Raw genomic sequence first — 20,756 nt, 5'->3', positions numbered from 1 at the left:
CTGTCATTTGAAACAATTAGTATCTTTCGCATTCCGCCGGGAAGTCGCTGTGCGCAAAGGGTGGGCATTCTCCAGCGGGCCACACGCGTTCGTTCCCACAAGGCGGCGACGCCTCGGCGGACCTTCACGAAAGATTTAGATGCTTCAAAAAATGAAAATTGGTACCCGGCTGGCGCTGGCGTTTGCGGTGCTGTTATTGCTGATCTCGGCCCTGGCGGCGGGGGGCATCAGCGGGGCCAAGCGGTTGACCGAGCGCAGCGCAGCCCTGTACGGCGACCGCACCGTGCCGATGGGCGTGCTGGCCGAGATCAGCCACCTGACGCAGCGCAACCGCGTGCTGGTGATGGACATGCTGATGGACCCCGGCACCAGCAACCTGGAGGCCAGCCACGCGGCCCTGACCGCCAATGTCGAGCGCATCCAGGCCCTGTGGAAGGAGTACGCCGCCAAGCCCCTGGGGGCCGAGGAGCAGGCCCTGGCGCAGGCCTTTGCCGATGCCAACGCCACCTATCTGGACAAGGGCCTGATCCCGGCGTCGGCCGCGCTGGTGGCCGGCAAGTACGACGACGGCTCGGAGCTGTACATCACCCAGATCCGGCCCAACGCGCTCAAGGTGCAGGACGCCATCGAGCGCCTGGTGGCGCTGCAGATCAACGTGGCCGCGGCAGAGTTTGACGGGGCCCGCGCCATGAGCGACACCATCCACTGGTGGATGCTGGCCGCCACGGCCTTGGCACTACTGGCGGGCGCGGCGATGGCCTGGGTCATCACCCGCTCCATCTCGCGCCCGCTGCGCCAGGCCGTGGTGCTGGCACGCACCGTGGCGGGGGGCGACCTGACGGCGCAGATTGAGGTGCGCGGCAATGACGAGACCGCCGAGCTGCTAGGTGCCCTGCGCGAGATGAACCACCAGCTGGTGCGCGTGATCACCGAGGTGCGCGCCAGCACCGAGACGGTCGCCCACGAGGCCGTGGTGATGGCGGGCGGCACCGAAGACCTGGCACGCCGCACCGAGGTGCAGGCATCCAATCTGCAGGAGACGGCCGCGTCGATGGAGCAGCTGACCATCACGGTGCAGCACAACACCGACAACGCCCAGCGTGCCACCGCCCTGGCGCAGGAGGCCAGCAGTGTGGCCAACGAATGCGGCAGCGTGATGCGCGATGTGATCGCCACCATGCAGGAGATCAAGACCCAGTCGCAGAAGATCACGGACATCATCAAGGTGATCGACGACATCGCCTTCCAGACCAATCTGCTGGCGCTGAATGCGGCGGTGGAGGCCGCGCGTGCGGGTGAGCAGGGCCGGGGCTTTGCGGTGGTGGCTGGCGAGGTGCGGGGCCTGTCGCAGCGCAGCAGCATGGCGGCCCGGGAGATTCGCGGCCTGATCTCGGCCAGCGTGCAGGGTGTGGAGCGCGGGTCCACCCTGGTGGGGCAGGCGGGCGAGCGTGTGGCCAACACCGTGCACCATGTGAACCAGGTGGTGTCGCTCATCACCGCCATCAAGGATGCCGGGCAGGAGCAGGCCCGGGGCATTGCCCAGATCGGAGAGGCCGTGCGCCAGCTGGACGCGGCCACACAGCAGAACGCTGCGCTGGTGGATGACAGTTCGTCCGCCTCGACCGGCATGAAGAATCAGGTAAGGCGCCTGCTGGAGGTGATTCACCAGTTCCGCCTGACGCCGGATATGCCCCTGCCTGCTGCAGGCGCGCCCTTGCTGGAAACGGCAGGGTTGCCCCCTGCTGTGGCTCTGGAGGGCGGGGCCGGCAGTCGCGCGCAACTGGCCATCTCGGCCCGCTAGCCCGGCGGCGGCGTGGTCTCTGCGTCGCGTGGCCTATGCAGCCAATGACAGAGACATTGCCACCCACCACGCCAAGTCCTGCGCCATGAACCGCACCGACGTATTGATCGCGATTGCCGAAGTGGCGCGCAGTGGTGGCGCTGCCGCCCCCGAAGACGCCATCTCCCAGCTGGCGATGCTCATTGATGATCTGGAGCTGTCCTGCAGCGGCTCGGAGCAGGTGATGGAGATGCTGCTGCGCATCGCAGCCTGCCTGTGGAACCTGCAGCAGGAACGCATGCGCCTTTGAACAGGTGCCTTGGCATGCTGCATGGCCCTGATCTCTCACCGATCAGGGCGACTGAAATGATCACTCGTCCAGTGTCTCGAGCGAAGCCACCTGGTTGCGCCCCCGGTGCTTGGCCAGGTACAGCGCCTGGTCGGCACGGTCGAGCATGTCGCGCAGGCTGCGATCGCTCTGGCGGAAGGTTCCCACACCCAGGCTGGTGGTGACGCGGTAGCTGTGGCCTGCATCGTCCGTCAGCTCCAAGGCGCGGATGCTGTGCAGCATGCGCGTGGCCACCTCCAGGCCCTCGGCCAGTGTGGTCAGGGGCAACAGCACGCCAAACTCTTCGCCGCCCAGCCTGCCTACGGCATCGCTGGCGCGCAACTGGCCCTTGATGGCCTGCGCAAACGCCATCAGCGCACGGTCGCCCTCCAGGTGACCAAAACGGTCGTTGATGGTCTTGAAGTGGTCCAGGTCCAGCATCAGCAAGGTCAGGGGCTCGCCGTTGCTCCGTGAATGGGCATAGGCCGACTCGGCACATTCCAGAAACGCGCGGCGGTTGGCAATGCCCGTCAGCATGTCGGTGGTGGCCAGGCGCTGCAGTTCGCGCTCCAGGTTCTTGCGCTGCGTCACGTCGCGGTAAATGCCCTCGACCCCCGCAAAATTGCCGGCATGGTCGTATAGCGCGTGGCTGCTGATGGAGATGTCGATCACCGTGCCATCGCGCCGCACCATCTGGCCCGGAAAGTCCGACACCTCGCCGTGCTCCATGATTGCGGCCTTGAACGCGTCGCGGTCCTTGCTCTGGGGGTAGTACGACTCGGCGGTGCGGCCTTCGATTTCATGCGGTTCGTAGCCGAGCACGCGGCGCACGCCAGGGCCTACATGCTGCACGATGCCCTGTGCGTCGGTGCGGTAGTACACGTCCTGCATGTTGTCGAACAGGCGCCGGAAGTTCTGCTCACTCTCGCGCAGCTGGGCCTCAATCTCGCTCTGGTGCGTCATGTCCATGCCGCACATGAGCACGGCGGGCGCACCGTCCCATTCAATAGCCACGCTGCTGATCAGCACCATGCGCAGGTTGCCCCGCTCGGTGCGAATGCGGAACTCGGACGACTTGTTGGGCCGCCCGGCCTGCTCGGGCACGGCCACCTGCTGGATGCGGTTGGTGGAGCGCACCTGGTCGAGGGGGTGCACAAAATCGCCGGACAGCCGCCCGATCAGGCTGTCGATGCTGGGCGCCTCCAGCAGCTCCATGCTGGCGGCGTTGGCAAAGCGGATGGCACCCTCTTGTGTGACAAGCACAGCCGCTGGCAACAGGTGCAGCAGGCGCAGGTCGTGGTTCATGGGCTGGTGGGTAACCAAAAGTAATGCACCATTGTGGCACCGGGAAGAGGCGCCATCAAAGATCATCTGTCGCAGGCGGTACTATCGCCCATGAGAAAAACTTTCCAACTCCACGTTGAAGGCAAGAACCGCGACCGCGTTCTGGATGCCGTCAAGCACGAAATCCGCAAATACATCAAGCGCGAACGGCGCCGCGACCTGCCCGAAGGCGCCGATTTCTGGGACTTTGACTGCCGGTTTGGTCGCACCAAGGAAGACGCCGCTGTGGCGCATCTGTCGGCCTTGACCGGCTTGATCAACGACGTGGCGGCCGAGGGGGGCGCCCAGTTCTATGTGGAAATTCTGGCCAAACCCGGCAAACGCACGCCACGTCCCGCAGGGCAGGCGCCGCAGGGCGGGGACGAAGAAGACGTCGTGTGAGCCCGGGTCCTGGGTGTGTACCACCCCAGCCCACTCTGTATCCCGACACTGCAGGCCCCTTCAGGGGCCTTTTTTCTGGCCAGCAGGGGTTTGAGCGGTTTGCGCTGCGGCGGCTGCGCGCAGCTTGTCCTTTTTGCTGGGGCGTTTGCCCTTGATGCCACCGGTGCCTTGAGGATCTGCAGGGGATGGGGGCTGGGACGTTTCGGTCGGCTCAAAGCCTGCGATCTGCTCACGCGGAATGGTGAGGTGCTGGCGCTTTTCGATCAGCCGGAAATGCGCCTCGGCATCGGCCGTCACAAAGCTCACGGCCATGCCGCTTTCGCCCGCGCGACCGGTGCGACCGATGCGGTGCACATAGTCCACGGCAGAGCGGGGCAGGTCGTAGTTCACCACGGCGGGCAGCTGTGCAATGTCGATGCCGCGCGCAGCCAGGTCGGTGGTGACCACCACCTGCCAGCGCTCGTCCTTGAACTCCTGCAGCACCTGGTTGCGCGCGCCCTGGCTCAGCCCGCCGTGGAACGGTGTGGCGTAGATGCCCGCCTTGTAGAGCTTTTCCGCCACGTGCTCGGCCGCGTACTGCGTGGCCACGAACACCAGCATGCGCGACCAGTTGTGCTCCTTGACCAGATGGCGCAGCAGTTGGGTGCGGCGGCTCGCATCCACCGCAATGGCGCGTTGTTCGATGGCGGGCTCGTTGCCCGGGGTGTGCGGCACTTCCACCCGCACGGGGTTCTGCAGAAGGCCATCGGCCAGCGCCTGCACTGCAGCGGGAAAGGTGGCCGAGAAGAACAGGTTTTGCCGCCGGGCAGGCAACAGCGCCAGCACGCGCTGCAGTTCTTCGGCAAAGCCCAGGTCCAGCAGCCGGTCGGCTTCGTCCAGCACCAGGTGCGCCACGGCCGACAGGCGCAACGCGTTGTGGTCCACCAGGTCCAGCAGGCGCCCCGGGGTGGCCACCACAATGTCGGCACCGCCGCGCAAGCCCAGCATCTGCGGGTTGATGGATACGCCGCCAAACACGATGGCGATCTTGAGCGGTTGCTGCAGGTGCTGCGCCAGGCTGCGCAGCACTTCGCCCACCTGCGCGGCCAGTTCACGCGTCGGCACCAGCACCAGGGCACGCACCCGGCGCGGCCCGCCGGTGGCGCTGAGCTGCAGCTGCTGCAGCAAGGGCAGGGCGAAGGCCGCCGTTTTGCCCGACCCCGTCTGCGCCGCACCCAGCAGGTCTACCCCTTGCAGGATGGCCGGAATGGCGCCCGCCTGAATGGGCGTGGGCGCCACAAAGCTCGCCTGGGTGGCAGCGTGGACAAGGGCGGGGGAGAGACCGAGGGAAGCAAAAGGCATGGAAAGGCGCAGGGGACGCGTTGAGGGAGACACGCGAGGCAGCGCAGACAAAGCAGTAATGGCCCGCATTGTCGCCGCAGTTGCCCGATACGCTCTTCCTACAGGCCTGCAATGCGTGGTTAGCACCTGCCGGATCGCAGGGAATGCGATTGCCCGTTCTCTGCGTTGGGCAACCGATAATCGGGCCGCCTCGTTTTTCGTTGACAGTTTTCCCGGACCCGAACCCCATGGCTTTGCCCCTTGATACCTCTGCCATCACCCACGGCATCCAGCTGGCGGTGGCGCCCGTGTTCTTGCTCACTGCGGTGTCCGGGATGATCGGCGCGGTAGCCGGCCGCCTGGCCCGCATCATCGACCGGGCGCGTGTGGTGGAAGACCGCGCGCGCGTCAACACCGAACCCGAATTCCTGGCCCGTGCCTACAAAGAACTGGGCGACTTGCGCTTGCGCGGACGGCTGGCCAACGGCTGCATCGCGCTGCTGACGTTCTGTGCCTTCCTGATCGGCACGACCATCATCCTGCTGTTCCTGGGCGAAACTACGGACTTCCAGTCCAGCCGCCTCGCGGTGGGTGGGTTTCTGGCGGGCGTTGCCTGCTTTTTGCTGGCGCTGGTGTGTTTTCTGACCGAGACGCTGCTGGCCACGCGCCTGCTCGACTTTCACATGCTGCAGCAAGAAGTGGAGGGGAAGCAGCCATGAAGTCTTTTGCCGACCTGGGTGGCCTGGTGTATTCCACCGAGTCAGGCCGCATGTGCCCCACCTGCCGCCAGCCGGTGGCGCAGTGCACCTGCAAGCAGAACAAGCCCTTGCCCACGGGCGACGGCGTCGTGCGCGTGTCGCGCGAGACCAAGGGGCGCGGCGGCAAGGCGGTCACCTTGGTCAAGGGCGTGTTGGTGGACGAGGCCGCGCTGGAGCAACTGGGCAAGCAGCTCAAGACCGCGTGTGGCAGCGGCGGCACGGTGAAGGACGGCGTGATCGAAGTGCAGGGCGACCATGTGGAACGCGTGATGGCCGCGCTGCAGAAGCTGGGCCACAAGGTCAAGCGCGCGGGCGGTTGAGCGAGGCGGGGCAATGGACGCAGAGAAACTGCAACGCCTGGTCACCACCGAGATGCCGTACGGCAAGCACAAAGGCACGCTGCTGGCCGACTTGCCGGGCAACTACCTCAACTGGTTTGCGCGCGAAGGGTTTCCCAAGGGCGAGCTGGGCCAGTTGCTGGCGCTGATGCACGAGATCGATCACAACGGGCTGTCGGACCTGCTGCGGCCCTTGCGGGGGCGTTGATTCTTCCCCAGTGCCTGCGCCGCATCGGGCGCTGGCCACAGGCCGCTGGAGCGCCACAGCATGGTGATGATCATGGCCAAGGCAATCAGCAGCGGGCGCATCACGCCCGCATCCAGCAGCCCGTGTGTTGCAGTCTGCAGGGGGCCCACCACATAGCGCAGCAGCTCTGGCAGCGCTGCGAGCAGCACGGCTCCCAGGACCACCCCGGGGATATGCCCCATGCCGCCAAACACCACCATCGCGACGATGAGCACAGACTCTTGCAGGCTGAAGGCCTCGGGGGACACAAAGCACTGAAAAGCCGCAAACATGGCGCCAGTCACTCCGCCAAAGCTGGCGCCCACGCCAAAGGCCAGCAGCTTGAGGTTGCGGGTATTGATGCCCATGGACCGCGCTGCGGTTTCGTCGTCGCGGATGGCCATCCATGCGCGGCCGATGCGGGAGTGCTGAAGGCGCTGGCAGACAACGATGGTGAGCGTCACGAGCGCCAGGAACAGGTAGTAGTACAGCGTGACTGACGCCACCTCATGGCCCGCCACCACTAAGGGACGGCCCAGGTCCACCCCCAGGATGTGCACCGGGTCAATCAAGCCCAGACCCTGGGCGCCCTGGGTGATATTGACGGGGTGGCTCATGTTGATGACCAGCAGGCGCACGATTTCGCCAAAGCCCAGGGTGACCACGGCCAGGTAGTCCCCCCGCAGCTTGAGGGTTGGGGCTCCCAGCAGCATGCCGAGGAGGGCCGCGCACGCAGCGCCCAGCGGGATGGTCACCCACCAGGGGGCGTGCAACCCCTCAGGGAACAGCGCAGCGATCCATGCAAAGTGGTCGGTCAGGTGGGGTGAGGTCAGCAGGGCAAACAGGTAGGCCCCCAGTGCGTAGAAGGCCACATACCCCAGGTCCAGCAGGCCCGCATAACCCACCACCACGTTCAGGCCCAGTGCCAGCATCACGTACAGCAGGCTGACGTCAGCAACGCGCACCCAGTGGTGGCCGAAGGGTTGCAGTACCAGGGGCAGCAGGAGCACTGCGAGGACCAGGCCTGCTTGCGTGCTACGCCGTTCGAAGATCGTGCTCATGGGTGGTGCCGTGGCTGGGGCGGTGGATGGGACGCTGCATGAAGCGCCAGCGGCTGTGCAGTGCCAGCGGCACCTCGGTGCCTTCGTAGGCCGCGCAGTCGGCGTAGCCGTGGGCTTCGTACAGGCGGTGTGCTGCCTGCATGAAAAGGGCGGTGTCCAGACAAATGCGGGTGTAGCCCGCCTGACAGGCATCTGCGTACAGCTTGCGCAGTGCCGACGAGCCGAGATGCAGCCCCCGGTAGGCGGGGCGCACGTACAGGCGCTTGACTTCAACGGTGCCTGGGCCCAAGGGCCGCAGGCCACACATGCCTGCGGCTTCGCCATCCACCGTGATCAGGTAGTACACGCTGTTTGGCATGTTGTCGGTCTGGGACGCCTTCCATCCGGGCAGGTCCTCCAAGGGCAGCGACAAGCCGGCACGCGGGGATAGGGCCGGAAAGCACCGGGCTATTTCGCCATGCACCCAGCGCAGATATTCAGCCTGCAAACCCATCAGCGACTTTCGGGTTTCGCATGCACTGGCGGAGTGGGCGCGAAGGAATGACGGGTTCGGCATGGGGTGGATGTGTGGAAGTACAAGAAGGTTAGACTGGATCGAATCAGCCAAAAAGTGGCTTTCATTCCTTTTATTGCGGAATGGATGGATTGAATCGGCCGTACTCACAACGTACTCAACTGGAGTGAAGAACGCAGATGGACAAGCTCAGTGGCATGTTGGCCTTCGTAAAAACGGCAGAGCTGGGCAGCTTTGTGGCCGCCGGACGGGCGCTGGAGATATCGGCGTCTGCCGTGGGTAAGGGCGTGGCGCGGCTGGAGCAAGAGGTGGGCGTGCGCCTATTGCAGCGCAGCACCCGGCGCATCCAGCTCACGGCAGAGGGGCGCCTGTTCCATGAGCGCTGCCGACGCGTGCTGGACGACCTGGATGACGCGCAGGCCATGTTGTCGCTCTCGCGGGAGACTCCACGGGGAAAGTTGCGGGTGAGTGCGCCCATCGTGGGCTATCACTTCCTGATCCCGTTGGTGCCGGAGTTTTTGGCGCGCTACCCCGAGGTGGAACTGGACATCACGTTCAGCGACCGTGCGATCGATCTGATCGACGAAGGCATTGACGTGGCGATTCGCAGTGGCGACCTGCGCGATTCACGCTTGGTGTCGCGGCCCTTGCAGACCTTTCGGCTGCTGCTGTGTGCTGCGCCCAGCTACCTGGAGCGCCATGGCACTCCGGCTGAACTGCGTGATCTGGCGCAGCATGCGTGCGTGCGCTTTCGCCACCCGGATTCCGGCAAACTGCTCGACTGGCCGTGGCGTGAGGACCTGGCAGGTGACGAGCCACCCCTTCGCACGGTGCTGGCCTGCAACAACATCGAAGCCGTTCTGGGGGCTACCCTGCGGGGGATCGGTATTGCCTGCATGCCCGACTTTCTGGTGCGCGATGCCCTGGCAGAAGGGCGGCTGGTGAGCGTGCTGGAGCCGCACCTGGGCCCGGCCCGCCAGTTCCGGGCGTTGTGGCCCTCCAGTCGCCATCTGTCGCCCAAGGTGCGCGTGTGGGTGGATCATCTGGGCGCGCAGTTGTCCAGCCCGCCATAATCGCGGCCATACCAACAACCACACCGAGGGAATGCACATGAAGGGCAATATCGCAGCGATCGTTCTGGTCGTACTGGGCGTGTTTTTTCTGCTGACCAACCTGGGACTGATCAGCATCAGCCTGCGCGAGCTGCTGCGCGTTTGGTGGCCGGTGGCGCTGATTGCGGTTGGCGTAGCGCTGTTCTTCACGCCGGGCAACAAGAGCAAATAATCCGGGGAGGGCGCGGGCCCTGCTGGCGCGCGAGGTGCCAGTCCTCAGCCCTGATGGGCCCCTTCGCTGCCGCGGGGTTGGGCGCCGTGCCCGCCATGCTCCTCGCGGGGCTGCACAAAACCAGGGTCGTTGCCAAAGTAGCCCCGGAACAGGTTGCGTGCAATGCCATGGGCCGCCACCTGCAGGTCGCGCGCCACCTCGGGTGCAAACAGACGGCTGGTGTGTTGTTGCCACAGCCCCACCCAGGCCGCAAAGTGGGCAGGGGTGACGCCCTCCAGCGCCATGTGTTTGCCGAAGACATCGCCCTTGAAGCTGCGGGTGCCCAGCGCGACGGTGCTCCAGAAGTCCACCAGCCGCTGCAGGTGGGCGTCCCACTGGCCGTGCAGTGCCTTTTCAAACACCGGGCCCAACAGCGGGTCGCGCCGCACATCCCCATAAAAGCCGTGCACCAGCTGCGTGATGCTCTCCACGCTGGGGGCGATCTGGCTGGTGGGCTGTGTGTGGGTGGCTTCGTCGGTCATGGCGGCAGTGTGCCCGCTCACTGGCAACCGCAGGCTGACGTGGCACAAGCTTGCGCGGGCGCAGCGCTGGCTTCGAACCGCGGAAACAGCACGTTGTTTTCCAGGTGGATGTGGTTGATGAGGTCGTCGCCCAGCTGGGCAATGCCCGCGTAGAGCGCGCGCCAGGTGTTGCATGCACCTTGGGGAGGCGTGGCGTCATTCGTCAGCGCGTTGAGCTTGTCCAGCGCCTCGCCATGGTCCACATGTTCGGCGCGCATCATGCCGATGGGCTGGCCCACAAACGGGTTGCCGCCGTTCTTGAGCATGGGGAACAGCACCTGCTCTTCCTTGAGCATGTGCGACAGCAGCTCCTCGTGCATGGCCTCCAGGTGGTCGGCCAGGCCGGCCGGCACCTGCGGGTGGTCGCGGTGCACAGCCTCCACGCGGCGGGCCATGCGGATCAGCTCGGGCAACTGCTGGCGGTGCACCTCGTGGTAGCGCGCCAGGATGTGGTCGATGAGCGCACTGGGCGACGCTGCCTCGGGCACGGCGTCGCTGCGCTGCAGGGCCGCCAGCTCGGCCAGCACGGCGTCGGCGTCCAGCCCCTTGTTGGCAGCCGCCTTGGCCAGACTCACTTGGCCGCCGCAGCAAAAGTCCAGCTTGAGGCGCCGAAACACCGCCGTGGCGCCCGGCAACTGCACGGCGATCTGGCCGATCTGCTGCTCGGCGCTCAGTGGCAGCGGGGTGGTGGGGGCTGTGGCGTGCAGGGTGTCGATGCGGGCGTTCATGGCGGTCCTTTAAAGATTCATATAGTGTGAATATTTTAGCGAATAAAATTCAGGCTGTATGTATCTTTTTGATTGATCTGCGGCAAACCCATGCGACTGACCCAATGGACCGACTACACGCTGCGCGTGCTGATGTACTGCGCTGCCACCGAGGGGCGGGCGCAGCCCGTCACCATCACGGAGGTGGCCGAGGGCTACGGCATCTCGCGCAGCCACCTGATGAAGATCGTGCAGCAGCTGTCGGCCCAGGGCCTGCTGGAGACCACGCGCGGGCGGGGCGGTGGCATGCGGCTGATGGTGCCGGCCTCGTCCATCCACATTGGCGCGGTGGTGCGAGCCACCGAGACGGACTTCAACCTGGTGGAGTGTTTTGACCCGGCCTCCAACCAGTGCCGCCTGAGCAGCCACTGTCGGCTCAAAGGGGTGCTGGGTCAGGCCATGCAGGCCTATCTGGCGGTGCTGGATGGCGTCACGCTGGCGGACCTGGTGGCGCCCACTGCACCGCAGGGTGTGGCGCTGCAGGCCACGGTGGCGGCCCCGCGTGCAGGCAGTGCCCGCCGCAAGGCCGCGCTGGTGCCCGGATTGCCCGATACACCGGGTTTTGAATAAAAACGGCGTGATGCGCTAGTGCTACATGCCTGGATAGCTATCAAATTAATAGTTTCCAGTGGCGCCCTGTACGTACTGAGGCGCCACGCCGCTCAGCGCAGCACTTCGAGCAAGCGGTCGAGTCCGCCCTGGTTGATGGCCACCTTGGCCTGTGCACGCACGGCGGGCTTGGCGTGGTAGGCCACCGACAGGCCGGCGGCACCCATCATCGGCAGGTCGTTAGCGCCATCGCCCACGGCAATCGCTTGCTGCGGCGAAATGCCCATGAGCGAGGCCACTTCCAGCAGCGTGCGGCGCTTTTCTGCGCCGTCGCAGATGTCGCCCCAGGCCTGGTCCACCATGCGGCCGGTCAGCTGGCCGTCTTGCACTTCCAGCATGTTGGAGCGCGCAAAGTCGATGCCCAGGCCCGCCTTCACGCGGTCGGCAAAGAAGGTGAAGCCGCCCGAGACCAGCAGCGTGGTCAGGCCTGCGGCCTTGGCGGCGGTGATCAGCTCCTTGGCGCCGGGGTTGAAGCGCAGGCGCTCGGTGAACACCTGCTCCATGTGCTGCACCGTCACGCCCTTGAGCAGCGCCACACGCTGGCGCAGGCTCTCCTTGTAGTCGGTGATCACGCCCTGCATGGCCGCCTCCGTGATGGCGGCCACCTCGGCCTTGCGACCGGCGGCATCGGCGATCTCGTCCACGCACTCGATGTTGATGAGGGTGGAGTCCATGTCAAAAGCGATGAGCTTGTAGGCAGACAGGGACAGCGGAGGCTCGATGCCCTGGATGACGAGGCCAGGGGCGAATTCGGTAGCGTGGGTCATGGCAGAAAAAGGGGAACAAATGCGGGGGTAAGAACCCGCAATGGTATCCCCGGCGGGCTTCTGCTCCCGCCTTGCCCGCAGTGCTTCGCGCGCAGGCTCTCGTCAGATCCTTTGCCTCAGCGCGGATGCGGAAGGTTCTGGCTGCCGCCTTTCAGCGCCTTGGCGGCCGGGTTGGGCTGGGGCGGCTCGTTCATCTTGACCAGGAACATGCGCACAAAAAATGCGGCCATGCAGATCATGAACCCGATGCCGATGATGCTCATCAGGCCGTAGTCGGTGGAAAACAGATCGTTCAGCAGCTTCATGGAGACCCTCCTTGTGGTGGTGTTCACCACTATCGGACGGTCCCTGCGGCGGCTGCTTGTGCTGTGTCAAAGACTGCGGCGTGCGGGCAAGATGCAGGTCAAACCATGGCGGGATAGCGGCCAGTGCCTTCGGGCCAGGGCGTGAGCAGCTCGAACCCATCGGCCGTCACGGCCACCATGTGTTCCCACTGGGCGGACAGCGAGCGGTCGCGGGTGACCACGGTCCAGCCGTCGGCCAGCTCCTGCGTATCGCGCTTGCCGGCGTTGATCATGGGCTCGATGGTGAAGACCATGCCTTCCTCCAGCCGCAGGCCCTGGCCACGCTGCCCGTAGTGCAGCACCTGGGGCTCGTCGTGGTAGATCTGCCCGATGCCGTGGCCGCAGTATTCGCGCACCACGCTGAACCGCTCGCGGTGGGCCACGCTCTGTATGGCATGGCCCACATCGCCCAGCGTGGCGCCGGGACGCACCTGGGCAATGCCCGCGCACATGGCTTCGTAGGTGGTGTCCACCAGTCGGCGCGCCAGCGGGCTGGGCTCGCCCACAAAGTACATGCGGCTGGTGTCACCAAACCAGCCGTCCTTGATGATGGCCACGTCGATGTTGATGATGTCGCCCGACTTGAGCACTTGGCCGGGCGACGGAATGCCGTGGCAGATCACGTGGTTGACCGAGGTACACACCGTTTTGGGATATCCCAGGTAGCCCACGTTGGCGGGGGTGACCTGCAGTTCGTTCACGATGTAGTCGTGGCAGAGCCGGTCCAGCGCCTCGGTGCTGACGCCGGGCTGCACGTGTGGCGTGATCATGTGCAGCACGCGGGCGGCCAGGTGGCCGGCCTCACGCGCCTGGGCGATTTCGGCGGGGGAGCGCAGGGTGACGCGGGACGACTTCATTGAACGCGCCGCCCGCTGTGGCCCGGCTTGGCGGCCACAGAGGCCGCCACCGTGTCCAGATCGAAGCCTCCGGCCTGCTCGGCGCGGATCAGCAACTGGCAGATGTCGCTGTGATCGAGGTTGGGATGCAGTTCGGCCAGCATGCCGATGCGCATCCAGTGCTCTGCCTGTGCGTTGATGGAGCGAGACAGGGCGTTGCTGGCAACGCGCAGGTTCTCGTGCATTTGGTCTGAAATTTTGACAATACCCATGCAGTGAATTGTATGCGAAACATATATGTTTCGTATCGCTGCGTGTCTGCAGTCCTTGTGGTGTGCGTTGGCAACGCTGCGCTACTGCGGCGGCCGCTTCAGATAGAGCTGGTCCGACCAGGTGGCCAGCCACTCGGGCTTGAAGGCCACAAAGATGGCCGCGAGCATGCCCGTCACAAACCCGTCGCCCCAGGCCATGAGCCAGCGGGCCACCAGCGACAGCTCGTTGCCCACACCCGGCAACAGGTGTCCGGTCCATTGCGAGAGCACACCGGCGGCGAACACGCAGGCCACGGTGCCCAGAAAAGCCCGGCCCAGCACGTACACAAATGGCTGGGTGCCCACCCAGCGCCGCAGCAGTGCGCCCAGCGCCAGGGCCAGCGTGGCGGGCACCACACCCAGCCAGATGGCGGCGCCCAGCGCGTCGGCCCAGTCCAGGGCGGGTGAAAGCAGGCCCGCAATGGCGCCCACCGCCAGCAGCACGGGGATGGCCAGCGGCCAGCCCAGCATCAGCACCACCAGACACGCGCCCGACCATTGCAATTGCAGCGGCATCGCATGCAGGGTAGGCAGGGCCCACATCCAGGGCAAAAACACCAGCGTGGCCAGCAACGGCGTCCACAGCGGAGACGCCGCACCGTGGGACTCATGCACCAGCGGCTTGCGGCTGGCCAGCAGGCGCCAGGGCCGCGTGGCCAGGGCGGCCGTCAGCGTCACCAGCGCGAGAAGAGACTCCAGCCACATTGTTTGCTTCTCTTTTGATAGCTATCAGCGCATGATTCACTATAGCTTGCAGCCTCTTTGGCTTGTAAAACGCTATGCAGCCACCACGGGTTGCCCCAGGCTGCGCAAAATGTCGCGCACCATCTGTGCGCGGTCCTTGGGCTCCTTCAGCTCGCGCTCGATGCGCAGCTTTTCGTTGCCCGCCAGCTTGATGTGCTTGTTCTTCTGGATCAGCTCGATGATGCGCATCGGATCAATCGGCGGCTGGGGCTTGAAGGTGATGTTGATGACGCCCGGAGCGGCATCGACCTTCACCACGCCGTAGGGCTGGCTCAGCACGCGCAGGCGGTGCACGTCGATCAGGGTCTGGGCCTGCGGCGGCAGCTTGCCGAAGCGGTCCACGATCTCTTCGAGCAGGCCGTCGATCTGGTCGGGGGTCTTGGCCGTGGCCAGCTTCTTGTAGAACGACAGGCGCAGGTGCACGTCGCCGCAGTAGTCGTCGGGCAGCAGAGCGGGGGCGTGCAGGTTGATGTCGGTGGTGACGGACAGGGGCGAGAGCAGGTCGGGCTCCTTGCCCGCCTTGAGCGCCTTGACGGCCTCGTTCAGCATCTCGTTGTAGAGCTGGAAGCCGACTTCGAGCATGTTGCCGCTCTGGTTCTCGCCCAGCACCTCGCCTGCACCGCGGATCTCCAGGTCGTGCATGGCCAGGTAAAAGCCGCTGCCCAGTTCCTCCATCTGCTGGATGGCTTCGAGCCGCTGCTGTGCCTGCTTGGTCAGGCCATCCACGTCGGGCACCATGAGGTAGGCGTACGCCTGGTGGTGGCTGCGGCCCACGCGGCCGCGCAGCTGGTGCAGCTGCGCCAGGCCGAACTTGTCGGCACGGCTCATGATGATGGTGTTGGCCGTGGGCACGTCGATGCCGGTCTCGATGATGGTCGAGCACAGCAGGATGTTGAAGCGCTGGGCCACGAAGTCGCGCATCACGCGCTCCAGCTCGCGCTCGGGCATCTGGCCGTGGGCCACGGCAATGCGGGCCTCGGGCAGGATCTCTTCGAGCTTCTGGCGGCGGTTCTCGATGGTCTCCACCTCGTTGTGCAGGAAGTAGACCTGCCCGCCTCGCTTCAATTCGCGCAGCACCGCCTCGCGGATCACGCCCGTGCCCTCGTTGCGCACAAAGGTCTTGATCGCCAGGCGCCGCTGCGGCGCGGTGGCGATGACCGAGAGATCGCGCAGCCCTTCAAGCGCCATGCCCAGCGTGCGCGGGATGGGGGTTGCGGTGAGGGTGAGCACATCCACCTCGGCGCGCAGGGCCTTCATCTGCTCCTTGTGGCGCACGCCAAAGCGGTGCTCCTCGTCGATGATGAGCAGGCCCAGGTTGTGGAACTTGGTGGATTCGGAAAGCAGCTTGTGCGTGCCCACCACGATGTCCACCGTGCCGTCGCCGATGCCCTTGATGGTGGCGGTGATCTCCTTGCCCGAACGAAAGCGCGAGACCTCGGCCACCTTCACCGGCCACTTGCTGAAGCGGTCCACCAGGGTCTGGTAGTGCTGCTCGGCCAGCAGCGTGGTGGGCGCGAGGAAGGCCACCTGCTTGCCCCCCGTGACGGCCACGAAGGCCGCGCGCAGGGCCACCTCGGTCTTGCCGAAGCCCACGTCGCCGCAGACCAGTCGGTCCATGGGGCGCGGGCTGATCATGTCCTGGATCACCGCGTGGATGGCGGCGTTCTGGTCGGCGGTTTCTTCGAAGCCGAAGTCGTTGGCAAAGGTCTCGTAGTCCTGCGGGCTGTAGCGGAAGGCATGGCCTTCGCGCGCCGCGCGGCGGGCGTAGATGTTGAGCAGCTCGGCCGCGCTGTCGCGCACCTGCTCGGCCGCCTTGCGCTTGGCCTTTTCCCACTGGCCGCTACCGAGCTTGTGCAGCGGCGCCTCGTCGGCGCTCACGCCGGTGTAGCGGCTGATGAGCTGCAGCTGGCTCACGGGCACGTACAGCACGGCCTTGTCGGCGTATTCGAGGTGCAAGAACTCCTGCATGGCGGGCGTGCCGTCGGGGTTCTTGTTGCCCACGTCCATGTTGATCAGGCCCCGGTAGCGGCCAATGCCATGCTGGCTGTGCACCACGGGGTCGCCCAAGGTTAGCTCGGCCAGGTCCTTGATCAGCGCCTCGACATCGCTGACTTGCTCCTGCTTCTTGCGGCGGCGCGTGGTGGGGCCGGCGGCAAACAGCTCGGTCTCGGTGACGAAGTCAATGCCGTCCTCGATCCAGCTGAAGCCCACGGTGAGGCCGGCGGTGGCGATGCCCACCTTTTCGTCGGCCGTGCCCTGGAACTCGGCCAGCGAGTCGAAGGCCGGCGGGTTCACGCCGCTGGCGCGCAGGAAGTCGAGCAGGCTCTCGCGCCGGCCATCGCTCTCGGCCAGCAGCAGCACGCGGTGCTGTGTGTTGCGGATATGGGCGTGCAGGCGCGCCAGTGGGTCTTCGGCCCCGCGCACCACTGACAGGTCGCCCAGTTTCTGAAAGTGCGGGTTGTCCTCCACGTCCTCCACGCCGGGGCGGATGGCCAGCTGGGCATGCTCCTTGGCGCGGGTGTAGAACTGGTCGGCCGAAAGGAACAGCGTCTCGGGCGGCAGCACCGGCCGCTCCGGGTCGCCCTGCACCAGGCGGAAACGGTCGCGCGTGTCCTGCCAGAAGCGCTGGAAGGCGGGCTCCAGGTCGCCGTGCAGCACCACGGTGGCCTGCTCGCCCAGGTAGTCGAACACGGTGGCCGTGTCGTCGAAGAACAGCGGCAGGTAGTACTCGATGCCGGCCGTGGCCACGCCCGCGCCCATGTCCTTGTAGATGCGGCTCTTGGTCGGGTCGCCCTCCAGCATTTCGCGCCAGCGGCTGCGGAATTTGGCGCGCGCGTCGTCGTCCATGGGGAACTCGCGGCCGGGCAAGAGGCGCACCTCGGGCACGGGGTACAGGCTGCGCTGGCTGTCGGGGTCGAAGGTGCGGATGCTGTCGATCTCGTCGTCGAACAGGTCCACCCGGTAGGGCACCAGCGAGCCCATGGGGAACAGGTCGATCAGCCCGCCGCGCACGGCGTATTCGCCGGGGCTGACCACCTGCGAGACGTGGGAGTAGCCGGCCAGCGTGAGCTGGGCCTTGAACTTGGCTTCGTCCAGCTTTTGCTTCACCTTGAAGTGGAAGGTGTAGCCCGCCAGGAAGGACGGCGGGGCAAGGCGGTACAGCGCCGTGGTGGCGGGCACCAGCACCACATCGGCCTCACCCTGCGAGATGCGCCACAGCGTGGCCAGCCGCTCGCTGATCAGGTCCTGGTGCGGGCTGAACGTGTCGTAGGGCAGCGTTTCCCAGTCGGGGAACAGCGCGCAGCGCAGGCCGGGCGCAAAAAAGGCCATCTCGTCGATGAGCCGCTGCGCGTCGGTGGCATCGGCCGTGACGATGGCGGTGGTACGGCCGGCGGCCTTGTCGCGTTCGGCCAGGCGGGCCAGCAGCAGGGAGTCGGCACTGCCCACGGGGCGGGGCAGGGCAAAGCGTTTTCCGGGGGAGAGTTTGGGGAGTTCCATGCGGACGGTGTCGTCAGTGGGCCCGCCGCATCCCCAGGGGCGCGAAACACGCACGGGTTGGATCGGGGGCAACGGGAGATTTTAGAATGAGCGCTCCATGACTGCTTCCCTGCTGCACCCCTCGCTCACCCCCTTGTCGGCCCAAGGGCGTTTTTGGGCGCTGGTGCCCTGCGCCGGGGTTGGGTCACGGGCTGTGCTGGCAGGTGCAGGCAGCCCCCCTCCAGCACAGCCCGTGCAGGCATCGACCGTGGCGGCGTTCTCGCCTGCCGCAGCGCTGTCTGCCAGCGCTCCTGCGGCGGCGGGCCCGCTGCCCAAGCAATACCACCTGGTGGCAGGCCACCCGATGGTGCTGCACACACTGGCTGCCTTTGCCGGTGTCGGGCGCCTGCTGGGCACGCTGGTGGCTGTGGCACCGGGAGATCGCTTTTTGGATGCCCATGCCCACCCCGCATTTTTTGTGGTCGAGTGTGGTGGCCCCACGCGTGCCGACACGGTGCTGGGCGGCCTCAAGGCGCTGCTGGAGCGTGGTGCGCAGCCTGACGACTGGGTCCTGGTGCATGACGCTGCGCGCTGCCTGGTGACCTCAGAGCAGATCGATGCGCTCATCGACCAGTGCGCGGGCGACAGTGTGGGCGGGCTGCTGGCGCACAAGCTGGCCGACACGCTCAAGACTTCCATCGACGGCCCGGGCGGCGTGCGCGTGGCTTCTACCGTGGACCGCAGCGACAAGTGGCTGGCGCAGACGCCCCAGATGTTCCGCATCGGCCCGCTGATGGAGGCGATTGACAAGGTGGGCTCCAACGTGACCGATGAAGCCAGCGCCATGGAGGCCATGGGCTTTCACCCCCGGCTGGTGCCCGGCGGGGCACAGAATTTCAAGGTCACTTACCCGGACGACTTTGCGCTGGCGGCTGCCGTGCTGGCCCAGCGGGCGCACAGCACCACGCTGGAGCGTTTTGGGGGCGAGCGGGGGCAGGTGAACATGGCCCCCGGCAAGAAGAATCTTTTTTAAGCCCATAGCACAAGGGCTGCTGGCATCACCGGTCTGCTGCCAACGTTGCGCGGCTTGGGAGTCTGACGGACTGCACCGGCGACCCAACACTCAAACAATCACAAAGACAAAGGCAAGCAGATGAATTTCAGGATTGGAGAAGGCTGGGATGTGCATGCCTTGGTGCCCGGCCGCCGGTTGGTGATTGGCGGGGTGGAGATTGCCCACCCCACGGGCCTGCTGGGCCACTCGGACGCCGATGTGCTGCTGCACGCCATCACCGATGCCTTGCTGGGGGCCGCAGCGTTGGGGGACATTGGCAGTCACTTTCCCGACACCGACGCTGCGTTTCGCGGCGCCGACTCCGGCGTGCTGCTGGCCGAGGCGGCACGGCGGGTGCGCGCCGTGGGCTTTGAGATCGGCAACATCGACAGCACGGTCGTCGCCCAGGCCCCGCGCCTGGCGGCGCACATCCCCGGCATGCGGGCCGCCATCGCCAGGGCGGTGGGCGTGGCCGAGGGCCAGGTCAATGTGAAGGCCAAGACGGCCGAGCGCCTGGGCCCGGTGGGGCAGGGCTTGGCCATGGAGGCACGGGCCATCGCGCTGGTGTACCGGGCATAACCCAGCCTTCTGCAACGGCGTCTGCAGCGCTCAGCTGCTGCCGCGCTCCACGATGGAAAAGCCGATGTCCACCACGCTCTGGGCGACTGCTTTGCCTTCGGCCCGGTCGGCAATCCATCCAGCAGCCGTCTGCCCCATGCGCGTGCCATCAATGCGCACCGTGGAAAGGGCCGGAGTGACCGTTTCGGCAAAGTCGATGTCGCCAAATCCCACCACCGCGAGTTGCTGTGGTACCGCGATGCCGCGTGCCCTGGCTTCGGTCAGCACGCCCAGGGCCAGCATGTCGGAGCTGCAGAACACAGCGTCGATATCGGGAACGTCGGCCAACAGGGCAGCCAGCCCGGCACGGCCATCTGCGTGGGTGGTGGGCGATTTACCCAGTCGAACGGCGGGCGGGCGCAGACCCAGGCGTGCAGCGGCGTCGGCAAAACCCTGGGCGCGCCGCGCGGCACGCTCATCACCACCGCTCAGCAGAGCCAGCCGTCGCCGTCCCCTGGCGAACAGGTGCTCGCACACGGCGGCGCCGAGCGCTTCATGGCGCAGGCCGACGAGCATGTCGATGGGGGTGTCGGTGAAGTCCCAGGTTTCAACCACCGGAATGCCCGAGGCCATCAGCAAGCGCCGTCCTTCGGGCGAATGCATGACCCCCGTGAGCACGATCCCATCGGGCCGCCGGCCCACGATGGCGCGCAGCAGCGCGTCTTCGCGGGAGCGTGCATAGCCCACCTGGCCCACCATGACCTGAAAGCCGCGCAGTTCCAGCGCATCGGTGAGGGCCTGCACCATTTCACCGAACAAGGGCCCTGTGAGCGTGGGCACCAGGGCCGTCACCACATGGCTTCGCGCCGAGCGCAAACCACCTGCCACGAGGTTGGGCACGTAGCCCAGGGCCGACACGGCCTCCTGAACCCGTGCTCTTGTCCGTTCAGACACCTGCTGCGGCGTGTTGATGGCGCGTGACACGGTAATCATCGACACGCCCGCCCGTTCGGCCACCTCGCGCAGCGTGACCGCCGAGCGGTCGCGACCGGAGGGCGGGGCGGGGCGGGCCGGATCAGGAGCTTGCATGGGGGTGGAGTCTAAGCGCGTGTGACTTGAGGCCGACAGCGTCTGCGCCCCCGTGTAGCGGCACGTCTAAAAAATTCGAAGAAATAAGGGTTTTTACTGTGTTGTCTGATAATGTTAACGTTAACATTTTCGTAATTCGCAAGAATTTACAGTTATCGAGTCAAATTTTTGCGACTTGTATGACCTGTTGAGACGCTGCAACCAACGCCCGCTATTCACCATGACCCCTCAAGAACTCAAAACCATCATGGGCTCCGGCCTGCTCTCGTTCCCCATCACCGACTTCGACGAGCAGGGCAACTTCCG

24 protein-coding genes are annotated in these 20,756 nt (G+C 65.9%); 11 read left to right on the top strand and 13 right to left on the bottom strand.

Features of this window, described 5'->3' with window-relative positions; translation table 11 throughout:
- Positions 1-151: 151 nt before the first annotated feature.
- Both ACT531_RS12085 and ACT531_RS12080 read left to right on the top strand, forming a co-directional pair.
- On the top strand, positions 152-1,801 hold the full coding sequence (locus tag ACT531_RS12085; RefSeq protein ID WP_476017586.1) for a methyl-accepting chemotaxis protein: 1,650 nt from the start codon (positions 152-154) through the stop codon (positions 1,799-1,801).
- An 85-nt stretch (positions 1,802-1,886) separates the two neighbouring features.
- A complete protein-coding gene (locus ACT531_RS12080) occupies positions 1,887-2,090 on the top strand; it encodes a hypothetical protein (protein WP_056747226.1) in 204 nt (67 codons plus the stop codon).
- A gap of 60 nt (positions 2,091-2,150) precedes the next feature.
- On the opposite strand, the gene ACT531_RS12075 is transcribed toward ACT531_RS12080, so the two are convergent.
- Positions 2,151-3,413, bottom strand: a complete 1,263-nt coding sequence (locus ACT531_RS12075) for a sensor domain-containing diguanylate cyclase (RefSeq protein WP_476017585.1) — start codon at positions 3,411-3,413, stop codon at positions 2,151-2,153.
- A gap of 90 nt (positions 3,414-3,503) precedes the next feature.
- On the opposite strand from ACT531_RS12075, the gene ACT531_RS12070 reads away from it, so the two are divergent.
- Entirely contained in the window at positions 3,504-3,833 is a 330-nt protein-coding gene (locus tag ACT531_RS12070; protein ID WP_476017584.1) for a DUF6172 family protein, read from the top strand.
- A gap of 60 nt (positions 3,834-3,893) precedes the next feature.
- Here the strand turns inward: ACT531_RS12070 and ACT531_RS12065 are convergent, their stop codons facing one another.
- Positions 3,894-5,174 (bottom strand): DEAD/DEAH box helicase, encoded by a 1,281-nt coding sequence (locus ACT531_RS12065; RefSeq protein ID WP_476017583.1) that lies wholly within the window; start codon positions 5,172-5,174, stop codon positions 3,894-3,896.
- Positions 5,175-5,401: 227 nt separating this feature from the next.
- Between ACT531_RS12065 and ACT531_RS12060 the strand changes: the two genes are divergently transcribed.
- The 3 genes from ACT531_RS12060 to ACT531_RS12050 are packed head-to-tail and all read left to right on the top strand — an operon-like array spanning position 5,402 to position 6,457.
- On the top strand, positions 5,402-5,872 hold the full coding sequence (locus tag ACT531_RS12060) for a DUF2721 domain-containing protein (protein ID WP_295941780.1): 471 nt from the start codon (positions 5,402-5,404) through the stop codon (positions 5,870-5,872).
- On the top strand, positions 5,869-6,231 hold the full coding sequence (locus ACT531_RS12055) for a translation initiation factor Sui1 (protein WP_476017582.1): 363 nt from the start codon (positions 5,869-5,871) through the stop codon (positions 6,229-6,231). The genes ACT531_RS12060 and ACT531_RS12055 overlap by 4 nt, the downstream gene beginning before the upstream one ends.
- A gap of 13 nt (positions 6,232-6,244) precedes the next feature.
- Entirely contained in the window at positions 6,245-6,457 is a 213-nt protein-coding gene (locus tag ACT531_RS12050; RefSeq protein WP_015014757.1) for a DUF3820 family protein, read from the top strand.
- On the opposite strand, the gene ACT531_RS12045 is transcribed toward ACT531_RS12050, so the two are convergent.
- Both ACT531_RS12045 and ACT531_RS12040 read right to left on the bottom strand, forming a co-directional pair.
- Positions 6,412-7,536: a branched-chain amino acid ABC transporter permease gene (locus ACT531_RS12045; RefSeq protein WP_476017581.1), complete on the bottom strand. Its 1,125-nt coding sequence runs from the start codon at positions 7,534-7,536 to the stop codon at positions 6,412-6,414. The genes ACT531_RS12050 and ACT531_RS12045 overlap by 46 nt on opposite strands.
- The gene (locus ACT531_RS12040; RefSeq protein ID WP_476017580.1) at positions 7,511-7,894 is read right to left on the bottom strand and encodes a GNAT family N-acetyltransferase; all 384 of its coding nucleotides are present in this window, start codon (positions 7,892-7,894) and stop codon (positions 7,511-7,513) included. The genes ACT531_RS12045 and ACT531_RS12040 overlap by 26 nt, the downstream gene beginning before the upstream one ends.
- A 335-nt stretch (positions 7,895-8,229) precedes the next feature.
- On the opposite strand from ACT531_RS12040, the gene ACT531_RS12035 reads away from it, so the two are divergent.
- Both ACT531_RS12035 and ACT531_RS12030 read left to right on the top strand, forming a co-directional pair.
- Complete coding sequence (locus tag ACT531_RS12035; protein WP_476017579.1) at positions 8,230-9,123, top strand: LysR family transcriptional regulator; 894 nt, start codon at positions 8,230-8,232, stop codon at positions 9,121-9,123.
- A 37-nt stretch (positions 9,124-9,160) separates the two neighbouring features.
- Entirely contained in the window at positions 9,161-9,334 is a 174-nt protein-coding gene (locus tag ACT531_RS12030) for a LiaI-LiaF-like domain-containing protein (RefSeq protein ID WP_015014756.1), read from the top strand.
- A 44-nt stretch (positions 9,335-9,378) separates the two neighbouring features.
- Here ACT531_RS12030 and ACT531_RS12025 read toward each other — a convergent pair whose 3' ends face one another.
- Both ACT531_RS12025 and ytfE read right to left on the bottom strand, forming a co-directional pair.
- Positions 9,379-9,855, bottom strand: a complete 477-nt coding sequence (locus ACT531_RS12025) for a group III truncated hemoglobin (protein ID WP_476017578.1) — start codon at positions 9,853-9,855, stop codon at positions 9,379-9,381.
- A 17-nt stretch (positions 9,856-9,872) separates the two neighbouring features.
- Entirely contained in the window at positions 9,873-10,622 is a 750-nt protein-coding gene (ytfE, locus tag ACT531_RS12020) for an iron-sulfur cluster repair protein YtfE (RefSeq protein ID WP_476017577.1), read from the bottom strand.
- A 90-nt stretch (positions 10,623-10,712) separates the two neighbouring features.
- Between ytfE and ACT531_RS12015 the strand changes: the two genes are divergently transcribed.
- A complete protein-coding gene (locus tag ACT531_RS12015; RefSeq protein ID WP_476017576.1) occupies positions 10,713-11,231 on the top strand; it encodes an RrF2 family transcriptional regulator in 519 nt (172 codons plus the stop codon).
- Positions 11,232-11,323: 92 nt separating this feature from the next.
- On the opposite strand, the gene serB is transcribed toward ACT531_RS12015, so the two are convergent.
- From serB to mfd, 6 genes are all read right to left on the bottom strand, one after another.
- Positions 11,324-12,037 carry a phosphoserine phosphatase SerB gene (gene serB, locus ACT531_RS12010; RefSeq protein WP_056747189.1) on the bottom strand — a complete coding sequence of 238 codons (714 nt, stop codon included), beginning with the start codon at positions 12,035-12,037 and terminating at the stop codon, positions 11,324-11,326.
- A gap of 116 nt (positions 12,038-12,153) precedes the next feature.
- Positions 12,154-12,342 (bottom strand): DUF3149 domain-containing protein, encoded by a 189-nt coding sequence (locus ACT531_RS12005; protein WP_015014751.1) that lies wholly within the window; start codon positions 12,340-12,342, stop codon positions 12,154-12,156.
- A gap of 98 nt (positions 12,343-12,440) precedes the next feature.
- The gene (gene map / locus ACT531_RS12000) at positions 12,441-13,238 is read right to left on the bottom strand and encodes a type I methionyl aminopeptidase (protein ID WP_476017575.1); all 798 of its coding nucleotides are present in this window, start codon (positions 13,236-13,238) and stop codon (positions 12,441-12,443) included.
- On the bottom strand, positions 13,235-13,489 hold the full coding sequence (locus ACT531_RS11995; protein WP_015014749.1) for a ParD-like family protein: 255 nt from the start codon (positions 13,487-13,489) through the stop codon (positions 13,235-13,237). The genes map and ACT531_RS11995 overlap by 4 nt, the downstream gene beginning before the upstream one ends.
- A gap of 81 nt (positions 13,490-13,570) precedes the next feature.
- A complete protein-coding gene (locus tag ACT531_RS11990; RefSeq protein WP_295941790.1) occupies positions 13,571-14,233 on the bottom strand; it encodes a hypothetical protein in 663 nt (220 codons plus the stop codon).
- A gap of 72 nt (positions 14,234-14,305) precedes the next feature.
- Positions 14,306-17,770 (bottom strand): transcription-repair coupling factor, encoded by a 3,465-nt coding sequence (mfd, locus tag ACT531_RS11985; RefSeq protein WP_476017574.1) that lies wholly within the window; start codon positions 17,768-17,770, stop codon positions 14,306-14,308.
- 97 nt (positions 17,771-17,867) lie between these two features.
- On the opposite strand from mfd, the gene ACT531_RS11980 reads away from it, so the two are divergent.
- Positions 17,868-18,782, top strand: a complete 915-nt coding sequence (locus tag ACT531_RS11980) for an IspD/TarI family cytidylyltransferase (RefSeq protein ID WP_209820101.1) — start codon at positions 17,868-17,870, stop codon at positions 18,780-18,782.
- Between the two features lie 120 nt (positions 18,783-18,902).
- On the top strand, positions 18,903-19,382 hold the full coding sequence (gene ispF, locus ACT531_RS11975; RefSeq protein ID WP_209820102.1) for a 2-C-methyl-D-erythritol 2,4-cyclodiphosphate synthase: 480 nt from the start codon (positions 18,903-18,905) through the stop codon (positions 19,380-19,382).
- Positions 19,383-19,412: 30 nt separating this feature from the next.
- Here ispF and ACT531_RS11970 read toward each other — a convergent pair whose 3' ends face one another.
- Positions 19,413-20,450, bottom strand: coding sequence for a LacI family DNA-binding transcriptional regulator (locus ACT531_RS11970; RefSeq protein ID WP_209820103.1), 1,038 nt, complete (start codon positions 20,448-20,450; stop codon positions 19,413-19,415).
- Positions 20,451-20,756 lie beyond the last annotated feature (306 nt).

It is taken from the genome of Acidovorax sp. DMC1, assembly GCF_056314325.1.
The sequence above is the reverse complement of the archived record's forward strand: the minus strand, read 5'-3'. Positions and strand labels throughout refer to the sequence as shown.

Excerpts from the sequence above, each read along its gene's own strand:
- ACT531_RS12025 (WP_476017578.1), bottom strand. The coding sequence starts at position 9,855 with ATGACCGACGAAGCCACCCACACACAGCCCACCAGCCAGATCGCCCCC.
- ACT531_RS11995 (WP_015014749.1), bottom strand. The coding sequence starts at position 13,489 with ATGGGTATTGTCAAAATTTCAGACCAAATGCACGAGAACCTGCGCGTT.
- ACT531_RS12055 (WP_476017582.1), top strand. The coding sequence starts at position 5,869 with ATGAAGTCTTTTGCCGACCTGGGTGGCCTGGTGTATTCCACCGAGTCA.
- ACT531_RS11990 (WP_295941790.1), bottom strand. The coding sequence starts at position 14,233 with ATGTGGCTGGAGTCTCTTCTCGCGCTGGTGACGCTGACGGCCGCCCTG.
- map (WP_476017575.1), bottom strand. The coding sequence starts at position 13,238 with ATGAAGTCGTCCCGCGTCACCCTGCGCTCCCCCGCCGAAATCGCCCAG.
- ACT531_RS12070 (WP_476017584.1), top strand. The coding sequence starts at position 3,504 with ATGAGAAAAACTTTCCAACTCCACGTTGAAGGCAAGAACCGCGACCGC.
- ACT531_RS12015 (WP_476017576.1), top strand. The coding sequence starts at position 10,713 with ATGCGACTGACCCAATGGACCGACTACACGCTGCGCGTGCTGATGTAC.
- ACT531_RS12085 (WP_476017586.1), top strand. The coding sequence starts at position 152 with ATGAAAATTGGTACCCGGCTGGCGCTGGCGTTTGCGGTGCTGTTATTG.
- ACT531_RS12075 (WP_476017585.1), bottom strand. The coding sequence starts at position 3,413 with ATGAACCACGACCTGCGCCTGCTGCACCTGTTGCCAGCGGCTGTGCTT.
- ACT531_RS12050 (WP_015014757.1), top strand. The coding sequence starts at position 6,245 with ATGGACGCAGAGAAACTGCAACGCCTGGTCACCACCGAGATGCCGTAC.
- serB (WP_056747189.1), bottom strand. The coding sequence starts at position 12,037 with ATGACCCACGCTACCGAATTCGCCCCTGGCCTCGTCATCCAGGGCATC.
- mfd (WP_476017574.1), bottom strand. The coding sequence starts at position 17,770 with ATGGAACTCCCCAAACTCTCCCCCGGAAAACGCTTTGCCCTGCCCCGC.
- ACT531_RS11980 (WP_209820101.1), top strand. The coding sequence starts at position 17,868 with ATGACTGCTTCCCTGCTGCACCCCTCGCTCACCCCCTTGTCGGCCCAA.
- ispF (WP_209820102.1), top strand. The coding sequence starts at position 18,903 with ATGAATTTCAGGATTGGAGAAGGCTGGGATGTGCATGCCTTGGTGCCC.
- ACT531_RS12030 (WP_015014756.1), top strand. The coding sequence starts at position 9,161 with ATGAAGGGCAATATCGCAGCGATCGTTCTGGTCGTACTGGGCGTGTTT.
- ACT531_RS12080 (WP_056747226.1), top strand. The coding sequence starts at position 1,887 with ATGAACCGCACCGACGTATTGATCGCGATTGCCGAAGTGGCGCGCAGT.
- ACT531_RS12005 (WP_015014751.1), bottom strand. The coding sequence starts at position 12,342 with ATGAAGCTGCTGAACGATCTGTTTTCCACCGACTACGGCCTGATGAGC.
- ACT531_RS12060 (WP_295941780.1), top strand. The coding sequence starts at position 5,402 with ATGGCTTTGCCCCTTGATACCTCTGCCATCACCCACGGCATCCAGCTG.
- ytfE (WP_476017577.1), bottom strand. The coding sequence starts at position 10,622 with ATGAACGCCCGCATCGACACCCTGCACGCCACAGCCCCCACCACCCCG.
- ACT531_RS12065 (WP_476017583.1), bottom strand. The coding sequence starts at position 5,174 with ATGCCTTTTGCTTCCCTCGGTCTCTCCCCCGCCCTTGTCCACGCTGCC.
- ACT531_RS12045 (WP_476017581.1), bottom strand. The coding sequence starts at position 7,536 with ATGAGCACGATCTTCGAACGGCGTAGCACGCAAGCAGGCCTGGTCCTC.
- ACT531_RS11970 (WP_209820103.1), bottom strand. The coding sequence starts at position 20,450 with ATGCAAGCTCCTGATCCGGCCCGCCCCGCCCCGCCCTCCGGTCGCGAC.
- ACT531_RS12035 (WP_476017579.1), top strand. The coding sequence starts at position 8,230 with ATGGACAAGCTCAGTGGCATGTTGGCCTTCGTAAAAACGGCAGAGCTG.
- ACT531_RS12040 (WP_476017580.1), bottom strand. The coding sequence starts at position 7,894 with ATGCCAAACAGCGTGTACTACCTGATCACGGTGGATGGCGAAGCCGCA.